The sequence below is a fragment of the Streptosporangium lutulentum genome, assembly GCF_030811455.1.
Taxonomy (GTDB): Bacteria; Actinomycetota; Actinomycetes; order Streptosporangiales; family Streptosporangiaceae; genus Streptosporangium; species Streptosporangium lutulentum.
Map to the genome: position 1 here is coordinate 9,223,000 of NZ_JAUSQU010000001.1, position 17,629 is coordinate 9,240,628.

At 68.7% G+C, this 17,629-nt stretch carries 11 protein-coding genes; 8 read left to right on the forward strand and 3 right to left on the reverse strand.

Translation table 11 applies throughout. The features are described 5' to 3' along the window. Positions 1-9: 9 nt before the first annotated feature. The 3 genes from J2853_RS41640 to J2853_RS41650 all read right to left on the reverse strand — a co-directional run bounded on the left by J2853_RS41640 (position 10) and on the right by J2853_RS41650 (position 7,427). On the reverse strand, positions 10-639 hold the full coding sequence (locus J2853_RS41640; protein WP_307567025.1) for a chorismate mutase: 630 nt from the start codon (positions 637-639) through the stop codon (positions 10-12). A gap of 1,827 nt (positions 640-2,466) precedes the next feature. Continuing rightward, on the reverse strand, positions 2,467-3,672 hold the full coding sequence (locus tag J2853_RS41645) for a cytochrome P450 (protein WP_307567027.1): 1,206 nt from the start codon (positions 3,670-3,672) through the stop codon (positions 2,467-2,469). A gap of 524 nt (positions 3,673-4,196) precedes the next feature. After that, positions 4,197-7,427 carry a glycosyl hydrolase family 95 catalytic domain-containing protein gene (locus J2853_RS41650; RefSeq protein WP_307567029.1) on the reverse strand — a complete coding sequence of 1,077 codons (3,231 nt, stop codon included), beginning with the start codon at positions 7,425-7,427 and terminating at the stop codon, positions 4,197-4,199. A 442-nt stretch (positions 7,428-7,869) separates the two neighbouring features. On the opposite strand from J2853_RS41650, the gene J2853_RS41655 reads away from it, so the two are divergent. From J2853_RS41655 to J2853_RS41690, 8 genes are all read left to right on the forward strand, one after another. Continuing rightward, entirely contained in the window at positions 7,870-8,715 is an 846-nt protein-coding gene (locus J2853_RS41655) for a fumarylacetoacetate hydrolase family protein (RefSeq protein ID WP_307567030.1), read from the forward strand. Next, positions 8,712-10,043 carry an L-fuconate dehydratase gene (locus J2853_RS41660; protein WP_307567031.1) on the forward strand — a complete coding sequence of 444 codons (1,332 nt, stop codon included), beginning with the start codon at positions 8,712-8,714 and terminating at the stop codon, positions 10,041-10,043. The genes J2853_RS41655 and J2853_RS41660 overlap by 4 nt, the downstream gene beginning before the upstream one ends. Next, a complete protein-coding gene (locus J2853_RS41665; RefSeq protein ID WP_307567033.1) occupies positions 10,036-10,782 on the forward strand; it encodes an SDR family NAD(P)-dependent oxidoreductase in 747 nt (248 codons plus the stop codon). The genes J2853_RS41660 and J2853_RS41665 overlap by 8 nt, the downstream gene beginning before the upstream one ends. Before the next feature lie 169 nt (positions 10,783-10,951). Beyond that, entirely contained in the window at positions 10,952-12,019 is a 1,068-nt protein-coding gene (locus J2853_RS41670; RefSeq protein ID WP_307567035.1) for a sugar ABC transporter substrate-binding protein, read from the forward strand. Continuing rightward, the gene (locus J2853_RS41675; RefSeq protein WP_307567037.1) at positions 12,019-13,512 is read left to right on the forward strand and encodes a sugar ABC transporter ATP-binding protein; all 1,494 of its coding nucleotides are present in this window, start codon (positions 12,019-12,021) and stop codon (positions 13,510-13,512) included. Before J2853_RS41670 ends, J2853_RS41675 begins: the two co-directional genes overlap by 1 nt. After that, entirely contained in the window at positions 13,512-14,531 is a 1,020-nt protein-coding gene (locus tag J2853_RS41680; protein ID WP_307567039.1) for an ABC transporter permease, read from the forward strand. Before J2853_RS41675 ends, J2853_RS41680 begins: the two co-directional genes overlap by 1 nt. 223 nt (positions 14,532-14,754) lie before the next feature. After that, positions 14,755-15,684 (forward strand): aldo/keto reductase, encoded by a 930-nt coding sequence (locus J2853_RS41685; protein ID WP_307567041.1) that lies wholly within the window; start codon positions 14,755-14,757, stop codon positions 15,682-15,684. A 716-nt stretch (positions 15,685-16,400) separates the two neighbouring features. Next, entirely contained in the window at positions 16,401-17,432 is a 1,032-nt protein-coding gene (locus tag J2853_RS41690; RefSeq protein WP_307567043.1) for a choice-of-anchor I domain-containing protein, read from the forward strand. Positions 17,433-17,629: the final 197 nt, after the last annotated feature.

Genomic DNA, 17,629 nt, shown 5'->3' on the forward strand with positions numbered 1-17,629 from the left:
CCGCGGGGATCAGGGAGTCGTGCAGACGGAGCCGAGCGCGTCGTCGAGAGCGTCGCGATGCAGCCTGTCCAGGTGCCGGTGCCGTGTGGCGGACAGCACGGCACCGGACAGCCGGACGGCGCAGTCGCTCGCGCCCCGGGTGTCCGTGGTGGCCTTCAACTGCTCCATGACCTCTGTGGTGATCGTGTCGAGCTGCGGCCGGACCTCCCCGGCGAGGTCGGACCGTTCGGCCGGGCGCAGCTCCGGGCGGGTCGTCCATCGCGCGTACAGCCCGCGCTGAACGACCTTGCCGGCCTCGATCTGGTCGCGGAAGAAGCGCAGGCCGGCTGCCGGATTGAGCCCCATGCGGTCGGACAGGCTCGTGACCTGGTCCAGCACCTGCCGCTCCCGGGCGGGGTCGTCGATGGGCTGATCGGTGCCGAACTTCGCCGCGGCGACCTTGTCGGCCAGCAGGATGCGCTGCACGGCCAGCTCGGTCAGCGGCAGGAGAGAGCCGGATCGCCGAAGGTCGCCCGGTGCCTGGTCCGGTGCGGGGACGGGGGGTTTCGAGGCCGCGGCCACGGGCGATCCGCCAAGCATGAGCGCGGACACCGTGAACGCGATCGCGATACGGCGTGACAGCGGCAGAGCGGTGGACATGGCGAGCCTTTCCAGGAAGGACTCCGGGAGTGACCGTCAGGACGGCCGATCATCGGCTCCATGAGTTCTGACAGGCCCAGACCGAGACTAGAGCCTCCCCTCCCGCGGGGGAACAAGGAAACGGTGTGGGTTGAGTCAGTGGATTGCAACTCACAAAACCAGACAAAATCCCCTTAATTGAGATCGGTGACATTTGGTTTGATTGTATGATCCAAGGTGCAATCAAGTGTGAAGCAAAAGGATGAAATTGAAAGATCGGGACATGTTCTCGTTGTTGGCAAATCCATTTAAACCTCGCTAACCGGATTTGCGCATTGCCATGTCGATCATGGGGTACCTCCTGCTTGCCGCCATCGCCGCGGAATCTGATTCCCCGGAGTCATGAAACGACATGGAATTCAATGACCCCTGCTGGTGAAAGACGGTCCCTGGGCGTTGAATCCGGAAAGCGTAGCCGGAGTTTGGCCGTCGCCACAGCGGCAATCGGTGCCATTCTGGCTCTTTTGTGTCAGACTCCGGCGAGTGCCGTCGCCTTCATTGAAAATTCGGTATTACGTCTCCCCGGCGTGCGGGTCGGCAAAAATTACCCTGCAGCGACCTGCCATGCGATTTGTCCTCTCGAAAACTTGCGTCCCTATTTCAAGGGGGCCAAGTCCAAGAATATGAAATCCCGCGACATGAAAGTCGCGGGTATCAAGACCAAGAACAGGGACAGGGACTGGGATGGAGGCCGGGACGGGGACTGCAGGTGCCCGAGAAGGCACTGCAGGCGCCCGCCTGGGCCGCCCGCCCGCAGGGACCACAAGGGCCGCAGGGACCGACCGATCTCTCGGGCGGTCCTCCGGTCCGGCAGGTCCCGCTGGTTCTCCTGGCGCTCCGGGCTCGGCCGGCGAGGTGGGTGCCACAGGCGCCACAGGTCCGGCGGGTCCGGCGGGTCCGGCGGGCCCGGTTGGGCCCCTGGCACCGCCGTCCGCCGTCGACTCGGCGTTCCTGCCCCTCGACGAGATCATCACATCCGTGCGAACCGACGGAACGCTGTTCCTTCGCGACCCGCGGACGACTCCTGTCTGGCACGACATGTCCGGGATACCCAACTATCCCGCGGACACGGTCGACGTCGCCTCGACGGGGTTCTGCCGTACCTTCACATCACGGTGCAGAAGGAAGGTGGAGACATCGCTCATTCGAGATGTCTCCTGGGACTTCCCAGACCGGTACTCGAAGGCTTCTTCGCTCCGGGAGCGCCTCTCGGGCCTCCGGCCTATCCGGCGAACTGCACATCATTCGTCAACGCGACTCCGCCGCTCCAAGTCCTCGTAAGGGCCTGAGCGTATAGCCGCAAATGCCGCGCCTGGGAAATGCCAGGCGCGGCATTTGCCTTTTCGGTTGCTCGTGTGTGCGAGTTCGCGCGCAGGTCACCGCGGATTTTTCTTTGCGGGGCACGGTGATGACCGTTTCGAGCATCACTTACGAGGTCGGCCGTTCGGAGAACCGAGGGGTCCAGGCTTCCATCCACCGGCCGCGATTTCCCGGTCTGTCACGTCCTCGGCTCCGGTCCCTCACGGAGAAACAACCTTGTGGCCGACTCCACACCTCCTGGTCTCACTCACCCTGGCGCTCGGGCTCGTCACTCCTGAATCGCCGGCCGCCGCGTCAACCGACGCGGGCACGATGACGCATTCCGTCGCCTGACGCGCGCAAGGGGACGCGACGTGACTCACCGCCGCGCCCCCTGCCCTCCCGCCTTGTTCTCTCGTTTTCCCCACCGAGCCCTCCGTCGCCGGGCGAGGGTGACGGGCAGGTTCTGGATGTCCGAGCCCTCCGCCGTCAGGTGAGGGTGACGGGCAGGTCCTTGATGCCGTTGATGAAGTTGGAACGGAGCCGCCGGGCCGGACCGGCCTGGGCCAGGTTCGGCAGCCGCTCGGCCAGGACCTCGAAGAGCACCCGCAACTCCAGCTTGGCGAGGTGGTTGCCGAGGCAGAAGTGGGCGCCTCCGCCGCCGAAGCCGATGTGCGGGTTGGGGTCGCGGCCGATGTCGAAGCTCTCGGGATTGGCGAACACGTCCTCGTCCCGGTTGGCCGAGCTGTAGAACACCACGACCTTGTCGTCTTCCTTGATCTCCTGGCCGCCGATCACCGTGTCGGTGGTGGCCGTGCGGCGGAAGAGGTTGACGGGGGAGACCCAGCGGACGATCTCGTCGGCCGCGGTGCGCGCGAGGGCCGGCTCGTCGACCAGGCGCTGCCACTGCTCGGGGTTCTCGAAGAGGGCGAGCATGCCGCCGGAGGCCGCGTTGCGAGTGGTCTCGTTGCCCGCGACGACCAGCAGGAGCACGAACATGTCGAACTCCTCCTCGGTGAGCGTCTCACCGGCCGCGTCGGGCATGATCAACTTGGTGACGATGTCCTCGCGAGGACGCTGGCGCCGCTCGGCCGCCAGCGCGTTGGCGTAGGCGTAGACCTCCATGGCCGCGTTCGTGCCCTCGGCGGGGTCGGCCGCGTAGTCCGGGTCCTCGGCCCCGATCATCTCGTTGGACCATTTGAAGATCTTGTCGCGGTCCTCGACGGGGGCGCCGAGCAGCTCGCAGATCACATACAGCGGCAGCGGGGCGGCGATGTCCCGGACGAAGTCGACGGAGGGAAGGCCCTTGGCCTCGTCGACCAACTGGTTGCAGAGATCGCGGATGCGCTGTTCCAGGGCGCCCATCATGCGAGGGGTGAAGCCCCGGTTGACCAGGGAGCGGCGCCGGGTGTGCTCCGGCGGGTCCTGGTTGAGCATCATCAACCGCTGGAGCTCACGCTGCTCCTCGGGCACCTCGTTGAACAGCGCGAGCTTCCTGCTCGACGAGAACAAGTCGGACCGGCGGGAGACATGCACGACGTCGGCGTGTTTGGTGATCGCCCAGAAGCCCGGCCAACCCCGCTCCGCGTCGCCGTCGTGCAGGTAGACCGGGGTATTGGCCCGTAGCCAGCCCAACTGGTCGTATGGCGCGCCATTGCGCCAGTAGAAGTCCTGGTCGACCAGATCGATGTCCATAGGTCCTCCTGCGCGAACCGTGCGTGCGTCCTTGTGACGCGGCTCATAAAGGTGCAGCCTACGGGGATACGGGATCGGTAGGCCGTACTCACCTGATCTTGTGACATGTTCCTCGCGTGGCCGTCCGCCGCGGACGGAAGAGCCGCGAGTACGTCAAGAAGGCCACCTTCCACGAAGGTCGTGCCGAGCCGTCGGGGGGCCTGACGGCACAATGTTCTAGAACGTGTTCTATTACGCGGCGGCGACGGCGTCAAGGGCGACGACGCCCGGAGCTGCGACGTTCAGGGTCGCGGCGTTCGGGATGGCGGCGTGCGGGATCGCGAGGTTCGGAGTGGTGACGCCCGGGATGCGAGGGTCACAGCCGCGGCGTCCGGGCGATGGCGTGCGGGGCGGCGGCGTGCGAGGCGGTGATGTTCGGAGCGCCGGTGTTCGGAGCGGCACGGTGTTCGAGGCGGCGGGGCCAAAGAACGAGGCCCGGGGAGCGGTCGCTCCCCGGGCCTCGTCTCAGATGACCGTCGGACGGATCAGAAGGCGATGTCCCGCCAGCCGCCGACCTCGGCCGCGGTCAGCGCCCTGGGAAGGATGGCCATGCGGTCGACGGCCCCGGTGAGGCGCTGGCCGCCGCCCTGGTCGGCTCCGAAGCGGAGCGGGCGGGCGGTGCAGCCGGTGATGCCGTCGGTGGTCGCGGTGCCGCCGCCGATACGGGCGCCGTCCACGTAGGCGTTGATCGTGCCGTCGCGGCCCATGGTGACCACCAGGTCGATGTAGCGGCCGGTCGGGACGGTCCCGCTGAGCCCGACGTTGAGCCCCGCGCCGATGAAGCGCAGCGTGTTCGACGGGGTCAGGTCGATGATGATCCCGTCCGTTCCGGGGTCGCCGGAGGGCTGGGAGTCGAACAGGCGCCGGTAGCCGCTACCGGCGATCTTGACCTCCGCCGCGAACGTCGCCTCCTGGAGGAAGCCGAGGGTCGTGTCGCCGGTCGTCAGGTAGGTGGAGCCGTTCAGCATCAGCCCGCTGCCCGTCGGCGCCGAGGCGTCGTAGGTCGCGGTGCCGGAGACGGTGGCGTCCCTGCCGCTCCCGGAGGCGTCGGCGACGGTCGTGCCCGAGGACGGATCCCACGCGACGACCGCCCGGTCGGCCGGGGGAACCGCGCAGGGGGTGAGACCGACGGCGGTGGAGCTCGACGCCGTCCAGTTGTTCCCGGCGAGTACGGCGGTGATCCTGGCGAGCCGGCCGCCGCTCACCGGTCCGGGTGTGACGGTGAACGACGCGGTCCTGGTCTTGCCGGGCGCCACGGCGGGCAGCTTGACGGAGGCGGGCGTGGCGGTCCAGCCCTCGGGAAGGGTGAGCTTCAGCGTGCTCGCGGGCACGGCCCGCTTCTGGACGGCCGCGACGGTGACCTCCGCGGGAAGGGCGACGCCCGGTTCGGCGCCGGCGGGGGTGGCGATCTTGACCGACACCTCGTTCAGGATCGTGTAGGACTTCCCGGCGCGGGCGTTCCAGCTCAGCGTGTCGCCCGACCGCGAGGGTCCCACCTCGTGCCCCTGCTCGTCGTAGACGCGGTAGCGCCCGCCGATCAGAGCCGAGCGGACCGTGATGGGCCCGGTCTTGCCCGGGTGCAGGGTGATCTTCTCGCCGGCGCCGTCCTTCCAGGACACGTCCACGGTCACGTCGCCCCGGGCGCGCAGGCCGGTGACCGAGCCGGTGGGCCAGGCGGACGGCAGCGCGGGCAGCACGTCGATCGTGTCGTGCTGGCTCTGCAGCAGCATCTCGGAGATGCCGGAGGTGGCGCCGAAGTTGCCGTCGATCTGGAACGGCGGGTGGGTGTCCCACAGGTTGTCCAGCGTGGAGCCCTTGAGCTGCTCGCTGAGCATCTTGTGCGAGTGGTCGCCGTCCAGCAGCCGCGCCCAGAAATTGATCTTCCAGGCCTTGCTCCAGCCGGTGCCCCCGTCGCCGCGGGCGGTGAGGGAGATCTTGGCGGCCTCGGCCTCCGGGGTGCCCGCCTTGATCTGCCGTCCGGGGTGCAGGGCGAACAGGTGCGAGGCGTGCCGGTGGGTGTTGTTGGGGTCGTCCCAGTCGTTCTTCCACTCCTGGAGCTGTCCCCAGGAGCCGATCCGGATGCCCGGGTCGAGCTTGGCCAGCGCGGCCTTCACCTCCGCCTGGAAGGCGGTGTCCACCTTGAGCTTCTTCGCCGCCTCCAGGCTGTTGGTCAGCAGCTCGAAGACGATCTGCTCGGACATCGAGGCGCCGGCGGAGAAGTCGCCCTGCTCGGGGGAGTAGCTGGGGGAGACCACGAGCTTGCCGTCACGCGGGTCGACGTGCAGGTTGTCCAGCCAGAACTCGGCCGCCCCCTTCATCGCCGGGTAGGCGGTGTCGCGCAGGTAGGCGGTGTCGCCGCCGAAGCGGTAGTGGTCGTACATCTGCTGGGTCACCCATGCGGCGGCCTCGGGGAACCAGAACGAGCTGGCCCAGTCGTGCACGCCGGTGAACCCGAACGGGTTGGTCTCGTTGTTGACGACCCATCCGCGCGAACCGAACATCTCCCGGGCGGTCTTCGTGCCGGGAGCGATCATCGACTGGATGTAGCGGTCGTACGGCTCGGTCGTCTCGGAGAGGTTGGTCTGCTCGGCGAGCCAGTAGTTCATCTGCAGGTTGATGTTGACGTGGTAATCGGCCGACCAGGGGGGATTGGTCGAGTTGTTCCACACGCCCTGCAGGTTGGCCGGGAGCGATCCCTCACGGGAGGAGGCGATCAGCAGGTAGCGGCCGTAGGAGAAGAACAGGGCCTCCAGCGCCCGGTCGTCGGTCGTCGCGCCGCCGGTGTAGGTCGCGCGGAGCCGGTCGGTGGGGATCGCCGGGGCCTTCTGGCCGATGTCCAGCTTCACCCGGTCGAACAGTTCCCTGTAGTCGGCCTGGTGGGCGGCCTTCAGCGCGTCGTAGGTGCTGCCCGCCGCGTCGTCCACGGCCTTGGTCACCGCGGCGTGCGGGTCGGTGCCCCGGTAGGCGGGGTAGGTGTCGGCGTAGTCGGTGCCCGCCGAGAGCACGAACATCGCGCTGTCGGCGCCGGTGACGGTGATCCGGTCGGCCCCGTCGGTACGGGTGCCGCCCTGGGTGACCACCTGGACCTGCGACTCGAACTTCATGCCGTTGTCCTTGAGCGCGCCGCGGACCGTCAGCCGGCCGCCTTCGACCGAGACCTGCTGGTCGGAGCGGGGCGAGGAGGTGCGCAGCGTGAAGGAGACCTTGGCCGCCTGGTCGGCGGAGAGCCGCCCGACGATCACGTTGCCGGGGTGGCTGGCGAAGTACTCGCGGGAGTAGGTCACCCCGTCCGCGGTGTAGCCGACCTTGGCGACCGCGTCGCGCAGGCTCAGCTCACGCCGGTAGCCGGTGGCGGTCGTCTGGGGCATGTCGAGCCAGAGGTCGCCGAAGGTCTGGTAGGCGCCGAAGCCGCTCTTGGGCTGGCCGAGCTTGGCCGCCACCGCCTCGGGGGACATCTTCCCGTCGCGGTCGATCTGCGCCTGAACCTCGGCGATCGCTCCCGGCCGGGGGCTGGTCCAGTTTCCGAAGTTGTAGCCACCCGCGCCGGGACCGCCGGTCCACAGAGACTTCTCGTTGAACTGGATCTGTTCGGTCGTGACACCGCCGAACACCGTGGCGCCCAGCGCGCCGTTGCCGATGGGCAGCGCCTGGGTCTCCCAGTCGGTGGCGGGTTTGTCGTACCAGAGCGTCAAATCATCGGGTGTATCGGCCGCCACGACGCTCCTTTCCGATGTCGCCTGAGCCAGGTTCTGACCGTAGAGGCTGGTGGTGAGGGTGAGGAGAGCTAAGAGGGCGATGGCAAGTCGTCTTCTCGGGGGGTGGAACAACAGATTCCTCCGATCGCAGGGCTGATGTGTTCAAGGAGATAGCACCGAAACCTGGACGTAACAAGGCTCATCCTCCGATGTTTATGGCTTCCTGATCATTGGGATGGCCGCCGGTGCCGGGGATCGCAAGGATGATCTTGTTTGCCGTTCGGGTGATGCAATCCGATGACTGATGGCTGAAGATCCGGTGATGTACCGTTATATGGCTGCCATCTGCGGTTTCTTGTCTATAACGGATCGGATGTATCGGTCCATGAGGGGTTGACACGAGGGTTCGGCGTCATTCAGCATCTCGAGACAAGACATCCGATGTATGAATGAAGGGTGCGGTGTGAAGCTGCTGCGAGTAGGACCCGTCGGCCAGGAGCGACCGGCGGTCCTGGACGGCGCCGGCAATCTCCGCGAAATCTCGGAAGCCGAGATCGACGGGGCTTTCTTCGCTTCCGGGGGAGTGGCGCGCGTCCGCGAGGCGTTGGAGCGGGACGAGCTTCCCGTGCTGGACACCGAGGGACTGCGGATCGGTGCGCCCATCGCCCGGCCAGGGAAGATCGTATGCATCGGGCTCAACTACCGCGATCACGCGGAGGAGACGAACGCCCAGATCCCGGCGGAACCGATCATCTTCATGAAGGCCCCCAACACGATCGTCGGACCCCACGACGAGGTGCTGATCCCGAGGGACAGCGTGAAGACCGACTGGGAGGTCGAACTGGCCGTCGTCATCGGCCGGACCGTCCGCTACGCGGAGAGCCACGAGGAGGCCCTGGCGGCGGTCGCGGGTTACGCGATCTCCAACGACGTCTCCGAGCGTGAGTTCCAGCTGGAGCGCGGCGGCCAGTGGGACAAGGGCAAGTCCTGCGAGACCTTCAACCCGCTCGGCCCCTGGCTGGTCACCGCCGACGAGATCGCCGACCCGCAGGACCTCGGTCTCCGGCTCTGGGTGGACGGCGTGCCGTACCAGAACGGGAACACCAAGAACATGATCTTCCACGTGGCCGAGGTCGTCCGCTACCTCAGCCGGTTCATGGTCCTGGAGCCCGGCGACATCATCAACACCGGCACCCCCGCCGGCGTCGCGCTCGGCCTGCCGGACACGCCGTACCTGCGCGCGGGCCAGGTCATGGAGCTGGAGATCGACGGCCTGGGGCGCCAGCGGCAGACGGTGGGACAGGCATGAGTGAGCGAAACGGGCCGTCCGGCGCCGCGGTGCCGGACGCCTACCGCGTCACCTCGCTGGAGACCTACGACATCCGCTTCCCCACCTCGCTGGAGCTGGACGGCTCCGACGCGATGAACCCCGATCCCGACTACTCGGCCGCCTACCTGGTGCTGAAGACCGACGACGGGTTCGAGGGCCACGGCTTCGCCTTCACCATCGGCCGCGGCAACGAGGTGCAGACCGCCGCGATCAGGGCGCTGGAACCGTACGTGCTCGGCAAGGACGCCGAGGACATGGGCGCGCTCTGGAAGGACATGGTCCACGACTCCCAGCTGCGCTGGCTCGGCCCGGAGAAGGGCGTCATGCACATGGCGATCTCCGCCGTGGTCAACGCGCTCTGGGACCTGAAGGCCAAGCGGGCGGGCAAGCCGCTCTGGCTGCTGCTCGCCGAGATGTCGCCCGAGGAGCTCGTCGCGCTGGTCGACTTCCGCTACCTCACCGACGCGCTCACCCCGGAGCAGGCACTCGACATCCTGCGCGCCGCCGAGCCCGGCAAGAGGGAGCGGATCGCGACCCTGCGGGAGCGGGGCTACCCGGCGTACACCACCTCGCCCGGCTGGCTCGGCTACGGCGACGACAAGCTGCGCCGCCTGTGCAAGGAGGCGATGGCCGAGGGCTTCACCCAGATCAAGCTGAAGGTCGGCGCCGACCTGGAGGACGACCGGCGGCGGATGCGCATCGCCCGCGACACCTGCGGCGAGGACTTCCCCATCGCGATCGACGCCAACCAGCGCTGGGACGTCGACTCCGCCATCGCCTGGGTGAACGCCCTGGCGGAGTTCCGGCCGCACTGGGTCGAGGAGCCGACCAGCCCCGACGACGTGCTCGGCCACGCCGCCATCGCCCGCGGCATCGCGCCCATCCCGGTCGCCACCGGTGAGCACGTCCAGAACCGCGTGGTCTTCAAGCAGCTCCTGCAGGCCGACGCGATCTCCTACCTCCAGATCGACGCGGCCCGCGTCGCCGGGGTGAACGAGAACATCGCGATCCTGCTGCTGGCCGCCAAGTTCGGCGTCCCGGTCTGCCCGCACGCGGGCGGGGTCGGCCTGTGCGAGCTGGTGCAGCACCTGTCGATGTTCGACTACGTCGCGGTCACCGGCTCGATGGAGAACAAGGTGATCGAGTACGTCGACCACCTCCACGAGCACTTCGTCGATCCCGTGGTGATCAAGGACGGTGCCTACGTCGCACCGAGCCTGCCCGGCTTCAGCGCGGCCATGCACGCCGCGTCCATCACCGACCACACCTACCCCGACGGTCCGGTCTGGAGGTCCCTCAATGGGTGAGTTCGACGGCCTGCGAGCCCTGGTCACCGGTGGTGGCTCAGGCATAGGCCTGGCCACGGCCACCTTGCTCGCCGAGCGGGGGGCGGCGGTAGCCTCCCTGGACGTCAACGCGTCCGGCGGGCCGTTCGTGGAGGTCAAGGCCGACGTCACCGACGAGGAGGGGGTCCGTTCGGCGGTCGCCCAGGCCGTCGACCGGCTGGGCGGCCTGGACATCCTGGTCAACAACGCGGGGATCGGCGCCGCGGGGACGGTCGAGGACAACCCCTACGAGGAGTGGTTCAAGGTCCTGGACGTCAACGTCCTCGGCACCGTCCGGGTCACCCGGGCGGCCCTTCCCCACCTGCGACTCTCGGCGAACGCGGCGATCGTCAACACCTGCTCGATCGCCGCCACGGCCGGACTGCCCCAGCGGGCGCTCTACAGCGCGTCCAAGGGGGCGATCCAGTCGCTCACCCTGGCGATGGCCGCCGACCACGTCCACGACGGCATCAGGGTCAACTGCGTCAACCCGGGCACCGCGGACACCCCATGGGTGCAGCGCCTGCTCGACGCGGCGCAGGATCCGGTGGCCGAGCGCGGGGCTCTGGAGGGGCGCCAGCCGATGGGCCGCCTGGTGAGCGCGGAGGAGGTCGCGGCCGCGATCGCCTATCTCGCGAGCCCGCTCGCGGCATCCACCACCGGCACGGTCCTGGCCGTGGACGGGGGGATGCAGGGGCTCAGGCTCCGGCCCAAGCAGTGAGGATCGCGACGAGACGCCGTGTGGATCACGAGGATCACGACGGGAAGCCGCGTGGATCACGAGGTTGTGACGATAGGGCCGTGAGGATCACGGGAGAGACACCTCGTCGAATGAGATATCAGTCCAGAGATAATTCACCCCCCATATGGTTTCGAATCGAGGCAACGGTATGAAACTCGGAACTACGGCGACGGGCGCGGCACTGCTCGCGATCACTTTCACCCTTTCGGCGTGCGGTTCGTCGGAGCCCGCTGACACCGCGGCCACCACCGGTGCTCAGTCCAGCACCGGCGCCGCGGCGGCGGGCGGCAAGGTCGGGATCGACTTCCCGCGTGCCGACTCCGACTTCTGGAACTCCTACAACAAGTACGTCCCGCAGATGGCGAGCGAGCTCGGCGTCGACCTGATGCCGCCGACCAACTCCCAGAACGACGTGGCCAAGCTGGTCGCCAACACCCAGGCGCTGATCGGCCAGGGTGCCAAGGCGATCGTCATGGCTCCGCAGGACACCGGCGCGATCGCCTCCACGCTGCAGACGCTGGAGGGCAAGAAGATCCCGGTCGTCACGGTGGACACCCGGCCCGACAAGGGCAACGTCTACATGGTCGTGCGGGCCGACAACAAGGCCTACGGCACCAAGGCGTGCGAGTTCCTCGGCGAGAAGCTGGGCGGCAAGGGCAAGGTCGTCCAGCTCATGGGCGCGCTCTCCTCGATCAACGGCCGCGACCGCGCCGAGGCCTTCAGCGGATGCATGAAGGAGAAGTTCCCCGGAATCACCGTCTTCGACGAGCCCACCGAGTGGGACGGCACCAAGGCCGCCTCGATGCTGCAGACCCGCCTCCAGCAGCACCCGGACATCAAGGGCATCTACATGCACGCCGGCGGTGTCCACCTGGCTCCGACCCTGCAGGTGCTCAAGGCCAAGAACCTGATCGTGCCGCCGGAGGACCCCAAGCACGTCTTCGTGGTCTCCAACGACGGCATCCCCCAGGAGTTCGACGCCATCCGCAAGGGTGAGATCGACGCCACGGTCTCCCAGCCGGCCGACCTGTACGCCAAGTACGCGCTCTTCTACGCCAAGGCCGCGCTTGAGGGCAAGACCTTCCAGCCCGGCCCGACGGACCACGACAGCACGATCATCCAGCTGCCGAACGGTCTTGAGGACCAGCTTCCCGCCCCGCTGGTCACCAAGGAGAACGTGGACGACCCGGCACTCTGGGGCAACCAGGTTAAGTGATGACATCTCCTGTTAAAGCGGTCGAAGCGCTTGGCATCACCAAGCGCTTCGGCCCGACCACCGCTCTCAACGGGGCCGGGATCGCCATCACCGAGGGCGAGACGCACGCGCTGGTCGGCAGGAACGGCGCGGGCAAGTCCACGCTGGTGTCGATCCTGACCGGGCTCCAGCGCCCCGACGAGGGCGAGGTCCGCTTCGGCGGGCAGCCCGCGCCGCCGCTGGCCGACCGGGACGCCTGGCGGCAGCGCGTCGCGTGCGTCTACCAGAAATCGACGATCATCCCCTCGCTCACCGTCGCGGAGAACCTCTTCCTCAACCGCCAGACGGACCGGGGCGCGATCAACTGGCGGGCCATGCGCACGCGGGCCAGGCAACTCCTGGAGCAGTACGGCGTGGAGGTGGACGCCAACGTCCTCGCCGGCGACCTCGACGTCGAGCAGCGCCAGCTCCTGGAGATCGCCAGGGCGCTGTCGTTCGGCGCCCGGTTCATCATCCTGGACGAGCCCACCGCCCAGCTCGACGGCCCGGCCATCCAGCGGCTCTTCGACCGGATGCGCGCCCTCAAGGAACAGGGTGTGACGATGATGTTCATCTCACACCATCTTGAGGAGGTGTACGAGGTCTGCCAGAGCGTCTCGGTCTTCCGTGACGCCCGGCACATCCTCACCGCCTCGGTGGACGACCTTCCGCACGGCGAGCTCGTCGACGCGATGACCGGTGAGGCCACCGCCGCCTACGAGTACCGCTCCCGTACGGTCGACGACTCGGCCCCCGTCGTGATCGCCGCCAAGGGGCTCGGACTCGGCGGCCGTTACGAGGACGTGGACCTGACCGTCCGGGCCGGTGAGATCGTCGGCCTGGCCGGATCCGGGAGCAGCGGGAAGGTCGGCCTGGCGGAGACCCTGGTCGGCCTCCGCAAGGCCGACACCGGCACGGTGACGGTCAACGGCACCGTGGTCAAGCCGGGGGACGTGCCGTCCGTGCTCGCCGCGGGCCTCGGCTTCGTCCCCCAGGACAGGCACCACGAGGGGTTCGTCCCGCTGCTGTCGATCGCGGAGAACTCGACCATCCCGATCGCGCGCAAGCTCGGCCGGTTCGGCACGATCTCCCCGGCCCGCCGCCGTGAGCGCGGCGCCCAGATGATCGAACGGCTGGACATCAAGACGACGGGCCCCGACCAGCCGGTGGCGGACCTGTCCGGCGGCAACGCCCAGAAGGTCGTGTTCGCCAGGGCGCTGGCGGACGACCCCCGGGCACTGGTGGTCATCAACCCGACCGCCGGGGTGGACGTGAAGGCCAAGCACTCACTCCTCGGCGCCGTGGAGGACGCGGCCGACCAGGGGGCCGGAGCCGTACTGGTCTCCGACGAACTCGACGACCTGCGTATCTGCGACCGGGTCCTGGTGATGTTCCACGGAAAGATCGTGAAGGACGTGCCACGCGGCTGGACCGACACCGAACTGGTGACGGCGATGGAAGGTATCCACCACTGATGACCGCTACAAAGACCCCGCCGACCCCTCCCGCGGTGGCCACCCTGCCGGGCAGGCGCATCCAGCTCGGGCGCTTCCGGGACCTCACCCTGGTCCCGGTGATCGTCGTCCTGCTGATCGCCGGTTCGTTCGTGGACCCGGTCTTCCTCACCACGGGCAACCTGACCAACGTGCTCCAGCAGCAGTCGGCCCTGGCCCTGGTGGTGCTCGCCGAGGCGCTGATCCTCATCGCCGGCAAGTTCGACCTGTCGCTGGAGTCCACGGTAGGCATGGCGCCCGCCGTGGGCGTGATGCTGGTCATCCCCGTGGCGGCCGGCGGGTTCGGCCTCGAACTGCCCGGGATCCTGGCGATCCCGCTCTGCCTGCTGGTGGGCGGTCTGGTCGGCGCCTTCAACGGCTTCCTGATCATGCGATTCCAGCTGTCGGCCTTCATCGTCACGCTGGCCATGATGATCGTCGTGCACGGACTCCAGCTCGGCCTCACCCAGGGCAAGAGCCTGTTCGAGCTGCCCGAGTCGTTCCTCTACCTCGGCAGCGCCACCTGGCTGGGCCTCCCGGCGGCCATCTGGATCACCGGCGCGCTCTTCGCCGCCGCCATCGTCGCGCTCGGCTACTTCCGGGTCGGCCGCTCGCTCTACGCCATCGGCGGCAACGCCGACGCCGCCCGCGCGGCCGGCATCCGGGTCGAGCGGGTCCTGTGGGTCGTCTTCATCATCGGCGGAGTGATCGCCGCGCTCGCCGGAGTGCTGGAGACCGGCCGCCTGGGCGGCATCAGCGCCAACCAGGGCGTCGGCTGGATCTTCATGGCCTTCGCCGCCGCCGTCATCGGCGGAGTCAGCATGGACGGAGGCAAGGGCACGATCCTCGGTGCCCTCACCGGTGTCCTGGTGATCGGCCTCGTCGAGAACATCCTGACGCTGAAAGGCGTTCCCGGAGAGTGGAAGCAACTCGTCTACGGCGCCATCATCCTGGTCGCCCTGATGATCAGTCGTCTGGCGGGCGGCAAGGCCCAAGATTGACACGGTACGGCTCGCCCCGGCGATGCGGCTCATCCCCGATGGGGTGCGAGCCGCATCGGCGTGTGCCCGCACGGAGACGTGAAGTCGGGTGGAGACCCCGGCCGCACGAGGAACCTGAAGCCGGACGTGCGGCCGTACGGACGTGAAGCCGTTGGGAGACCTCGGGCCGCACGAGAGACGTGAGGCCGGACAGGACAGCAAACCGTACAGAACGGAGCGAGCGGTGCAGGTCAGCAGATACGGATTCGGCGCGGCCCCGATCGGGAACCTGTTCTCGGCGGTGGACGACGACACGGCGCGGGCGGCGGTGGACGCCGCCTACGAAGCCGGATTCCGTCTCTTCGACACCGCGCCCCACTACGGACTCGGCCTGTCGGAGCGGCGCCTCGGCGCCGCCCTGGCGGAAAGGCCCCGTGACTCCTACACCCTGTCCACGAAGGTCGGCCGCCTGCTCGTCCCCTCCTCGGACGGAGGCAGGGACGACCAGGGCTTCGACGTCCCCGCCGACGTCCGCCGGGTGTGGGACTTCTCGCGCGACGGGGTGCGGCGGTCGCTGGAGGAGAGCCTGGAACGGCTCGGCCTCGACACGGTCGACGTCGTCCTCATCCACGACCCGGACGACCACTGGGAGCAGGCCGTCTCCGAGGCGTATCCGGCGCTGGCGGAGCTGCGCGACCAGGGCGTCGTCAAGGCCGTCGGGGTCGGCATGAACCAGGCCGGGATGCTCGCCTCCTTCGTCCGCGAGACGGAGGTGGACGTGGTCATGCTCGCCGGGCGCTACACCCTGCTCGACCAGTCGGGGGCCGGGGAGTTGCTGCCGCTCTGCGAGGAGCGCGGCGTCTCGGTGCTCGCGGCGGGGGTCTTCAACAGCGGCCTGCTCGCCACCCACGAACCGTCCGGCACCTACGACTACGCCCCCGCCTCCGAACCCCTCCTCGCCCGAGCCCGCCGCATCGCCTCCGTCTGCGAGCGGCACGAGGTCACCCTGCCGCAGGCGGCACTGGCCTTCCCTCTGCGCCATCCGGTGGTCGCCTCGGTCGTCGTCGGCGCCCGCTCCGCAGGAGAGGTCATCCGCAACGCGGCCCTGGTGGCCGATTCCGTCCCCGAGGCCCTGTGGGCCGACCTCGTCGCGGAGGAGCTGATCCCGGCCTGACCGGAGTGAACCCGGTCGGCCGGGTTCTGCCGGTCGAACTCCAGGCACACCTCCCGCGCGTACCGTCAACGGCCGTGCCGCTGTTCCTCAACCCCGGAGCCGGGGAGTATCGGGGGCGGCGGTAGGGCGCCGACCGGCTCGTCGTCGGTTCACGGATGGACACGGCGTGGCCGTACGTGGCCGATTGTGGACAGTTTGTCCGCGGTCGCCCCGGCCTGCCGAGTGCGGAATCCGCAGGCGGTCGCCGCGACCAGCGTGGACGCGCTGTGCCCGGGCGGTCTGCCTTCCCACCTGGGCGACAGAGGCCGCCCACGGTCGGCCCCGGTGAGGATTGCCCGATTGATACGGGCATGGTCAAATCAAGATCTCACTCACGTCTTGAGATCGGCTGGCTACATGGCGCGAGCTGCGGCGGGCGGCCGACACCGCCGCGACCCTGCGGCCGGCCGGGCTCCGGCGGCGCTCGGGCGGTGGTTGTGCGGTGGCCGTTCAGGGCGGGCCGCCGACGGGCGAGTGCACGCCCGGCGCAGGGCACGAGGCCCTCCCGGCCACCGCCTGTGTTCGGTTGCGCATCAACGGCCACGGCGAGTACGGCGGGCAACCCTGCCGCCTGTCGCGGGCCGTTTCCAGTGCGGGTGGGGTGGACGGGGCATCCCCGGGCGTGTGAGGGCGCCGTCTCGCGCGATGATCCGACTCCGTCCCGACCAGGGGAACCCATGCATTCGACCATCCGCTTCGTCACGCCGTCCTGGCGGCGCACGTTGGCAGCCCTGTGCACTCTGCTCACCGCTGTGGCGTTGACCGGCCTGACGGCCCTGCCCGCGCACGCGGCCGCCCAGACCTTCGCCTACATCACCAACTACGACTCCGACTCGGTGTCGGTGATCGACACCGCGACCAACACCGTCACCGCCACCATCGCCGTCGGCGGACACCCCGCCGGCGCGGCGGTGTCCCTGGACGGCACCCGGGTCTACGTCGCCAACGCCAACGTCGGCTCCGGCTCGGTGTCGGTGGTCGACACCGCGACCAACGCCGTCACCGCCACCATCGCCGTCGGCGTCAACCCGCGCGGCGCGACGATATCCCCGGACGGCACCCGGCTCTACGTCACCAACACCGGCTCCGGCTCGGTGTCGGTGATCGACACCGCGACCAACACCGTCACCGCCACCATCGCCGTCAACCGCCCGGGCGGGGTCGGAGTGACCCCGGACGGCACCCGCGCCTATGTCACCAACAGCAACCTCGACACGGTGTCGGTGATCGACACCGCCACCAACACCGTCACCGAGACGATGACCGGCCTGGGCCTGTGGCCCTTCGCCGTGGTGTTCGTCGAGGTGGGCACCGCGACCTCCGCCGACATCGACGTCAACCTCGGCGCCCAACCTCGCCTGGGCCTTTTGGTGCCCTACCTCACCTACACCCTGACCGCCCGCAACACCGGACCCGGCGCGGTCACCTCCGCCACCCTCACCGCGACCCTGCCCCCCGGCAAGAAGGCCACCAACCTGGCCGCCGGATGCGTCACCACCCCCGGCACCGTCACCTGCACCTACGGGGCGATCGCCGGCGGCGCCAGCGTCGGCAAAACCTTCCGCGTCCCCCTGCGCCTGCTGTCACTGGGCAAGGTCAAGGTCACCGGCGCCCGCACCACCAGCGCTCCCGCCGACCCCAACCCGGCCAACGATCACGACGGCGCCACCTGCACTGTCATCTCCTTCCTCCTGGTCACCTGCCGCTAAGCACTCCGAGGGTCCGGCGGGCACCGCCCGCCGGGCCCTCGCACGGCCTTTCGCGGCCTGCGATGGAGGGGCTTGTCGCCGCGGCCGTTCCGCTCCGCGCCGGGGCCGAGTGGCCGTGGCCCGCCCGCGCCGGAGCCGGTTGACACGATAGACAATCTGGTTCACTATTTAGACAACCGCATTGTCTATTTTAAGGA

Coding starts and splice junctions, on each gene's coding strand:
- J2853_RS41640 (WP_307567025.1), bottom strand. CDS start 639: ATGTCCACCGCTCTGCCGCTGTCACGCCGTATCGCGATCGCGTTCACG.
- J2853_RS41680 (WP_307567039.1), top strand. CDS start 13,512: ATGACCGCTACAAAGACCCCGCCGACCCCTCCCGCGGTGGCCACCCTG.
- J2853_RS41670 (WP_307567035.1), top strand. CDS start 10,952: ATGAAACTCGGAACTACGGCGACGGGCGCGGCACTGCTCGCGATCACT.
- J2853_RS41675 (WP_307567037.1), top strand. CDS start 12,019: ATGACATCTCCTGTTAAAGCGGTCGAAGCGCTTGGCATCACCAAGCGC.
- J2853_RS41665 (WP_307567033.1), top strand. CDS start 10,036: ATGGGTGAGTTCGACGGCCTGCGAGCCCTGGTCACCGGTGGTGGCTCA.
- J2853_RS41690 (WP_307567043.1), top strand. CDS start 16,401: ATGCATTCGACCATCCGCTTCGTCACGCCGTCCTGGCGGCGCACGTTG.
- J2853_RS41660 (WP_307567031.1), top strand. CDS start 8,712: ATGAGTGAGCGAAACGGGCCGTCCGGCGCCGCGGTGCCGGACGCCTAC.
- J2853_RS41645 (WP_307567027.1), bottom strand. CDS start 3,672: ATGGACATCGATCTGGTCGACCAGGACTTCTACTGGCGCAATGGCGCG.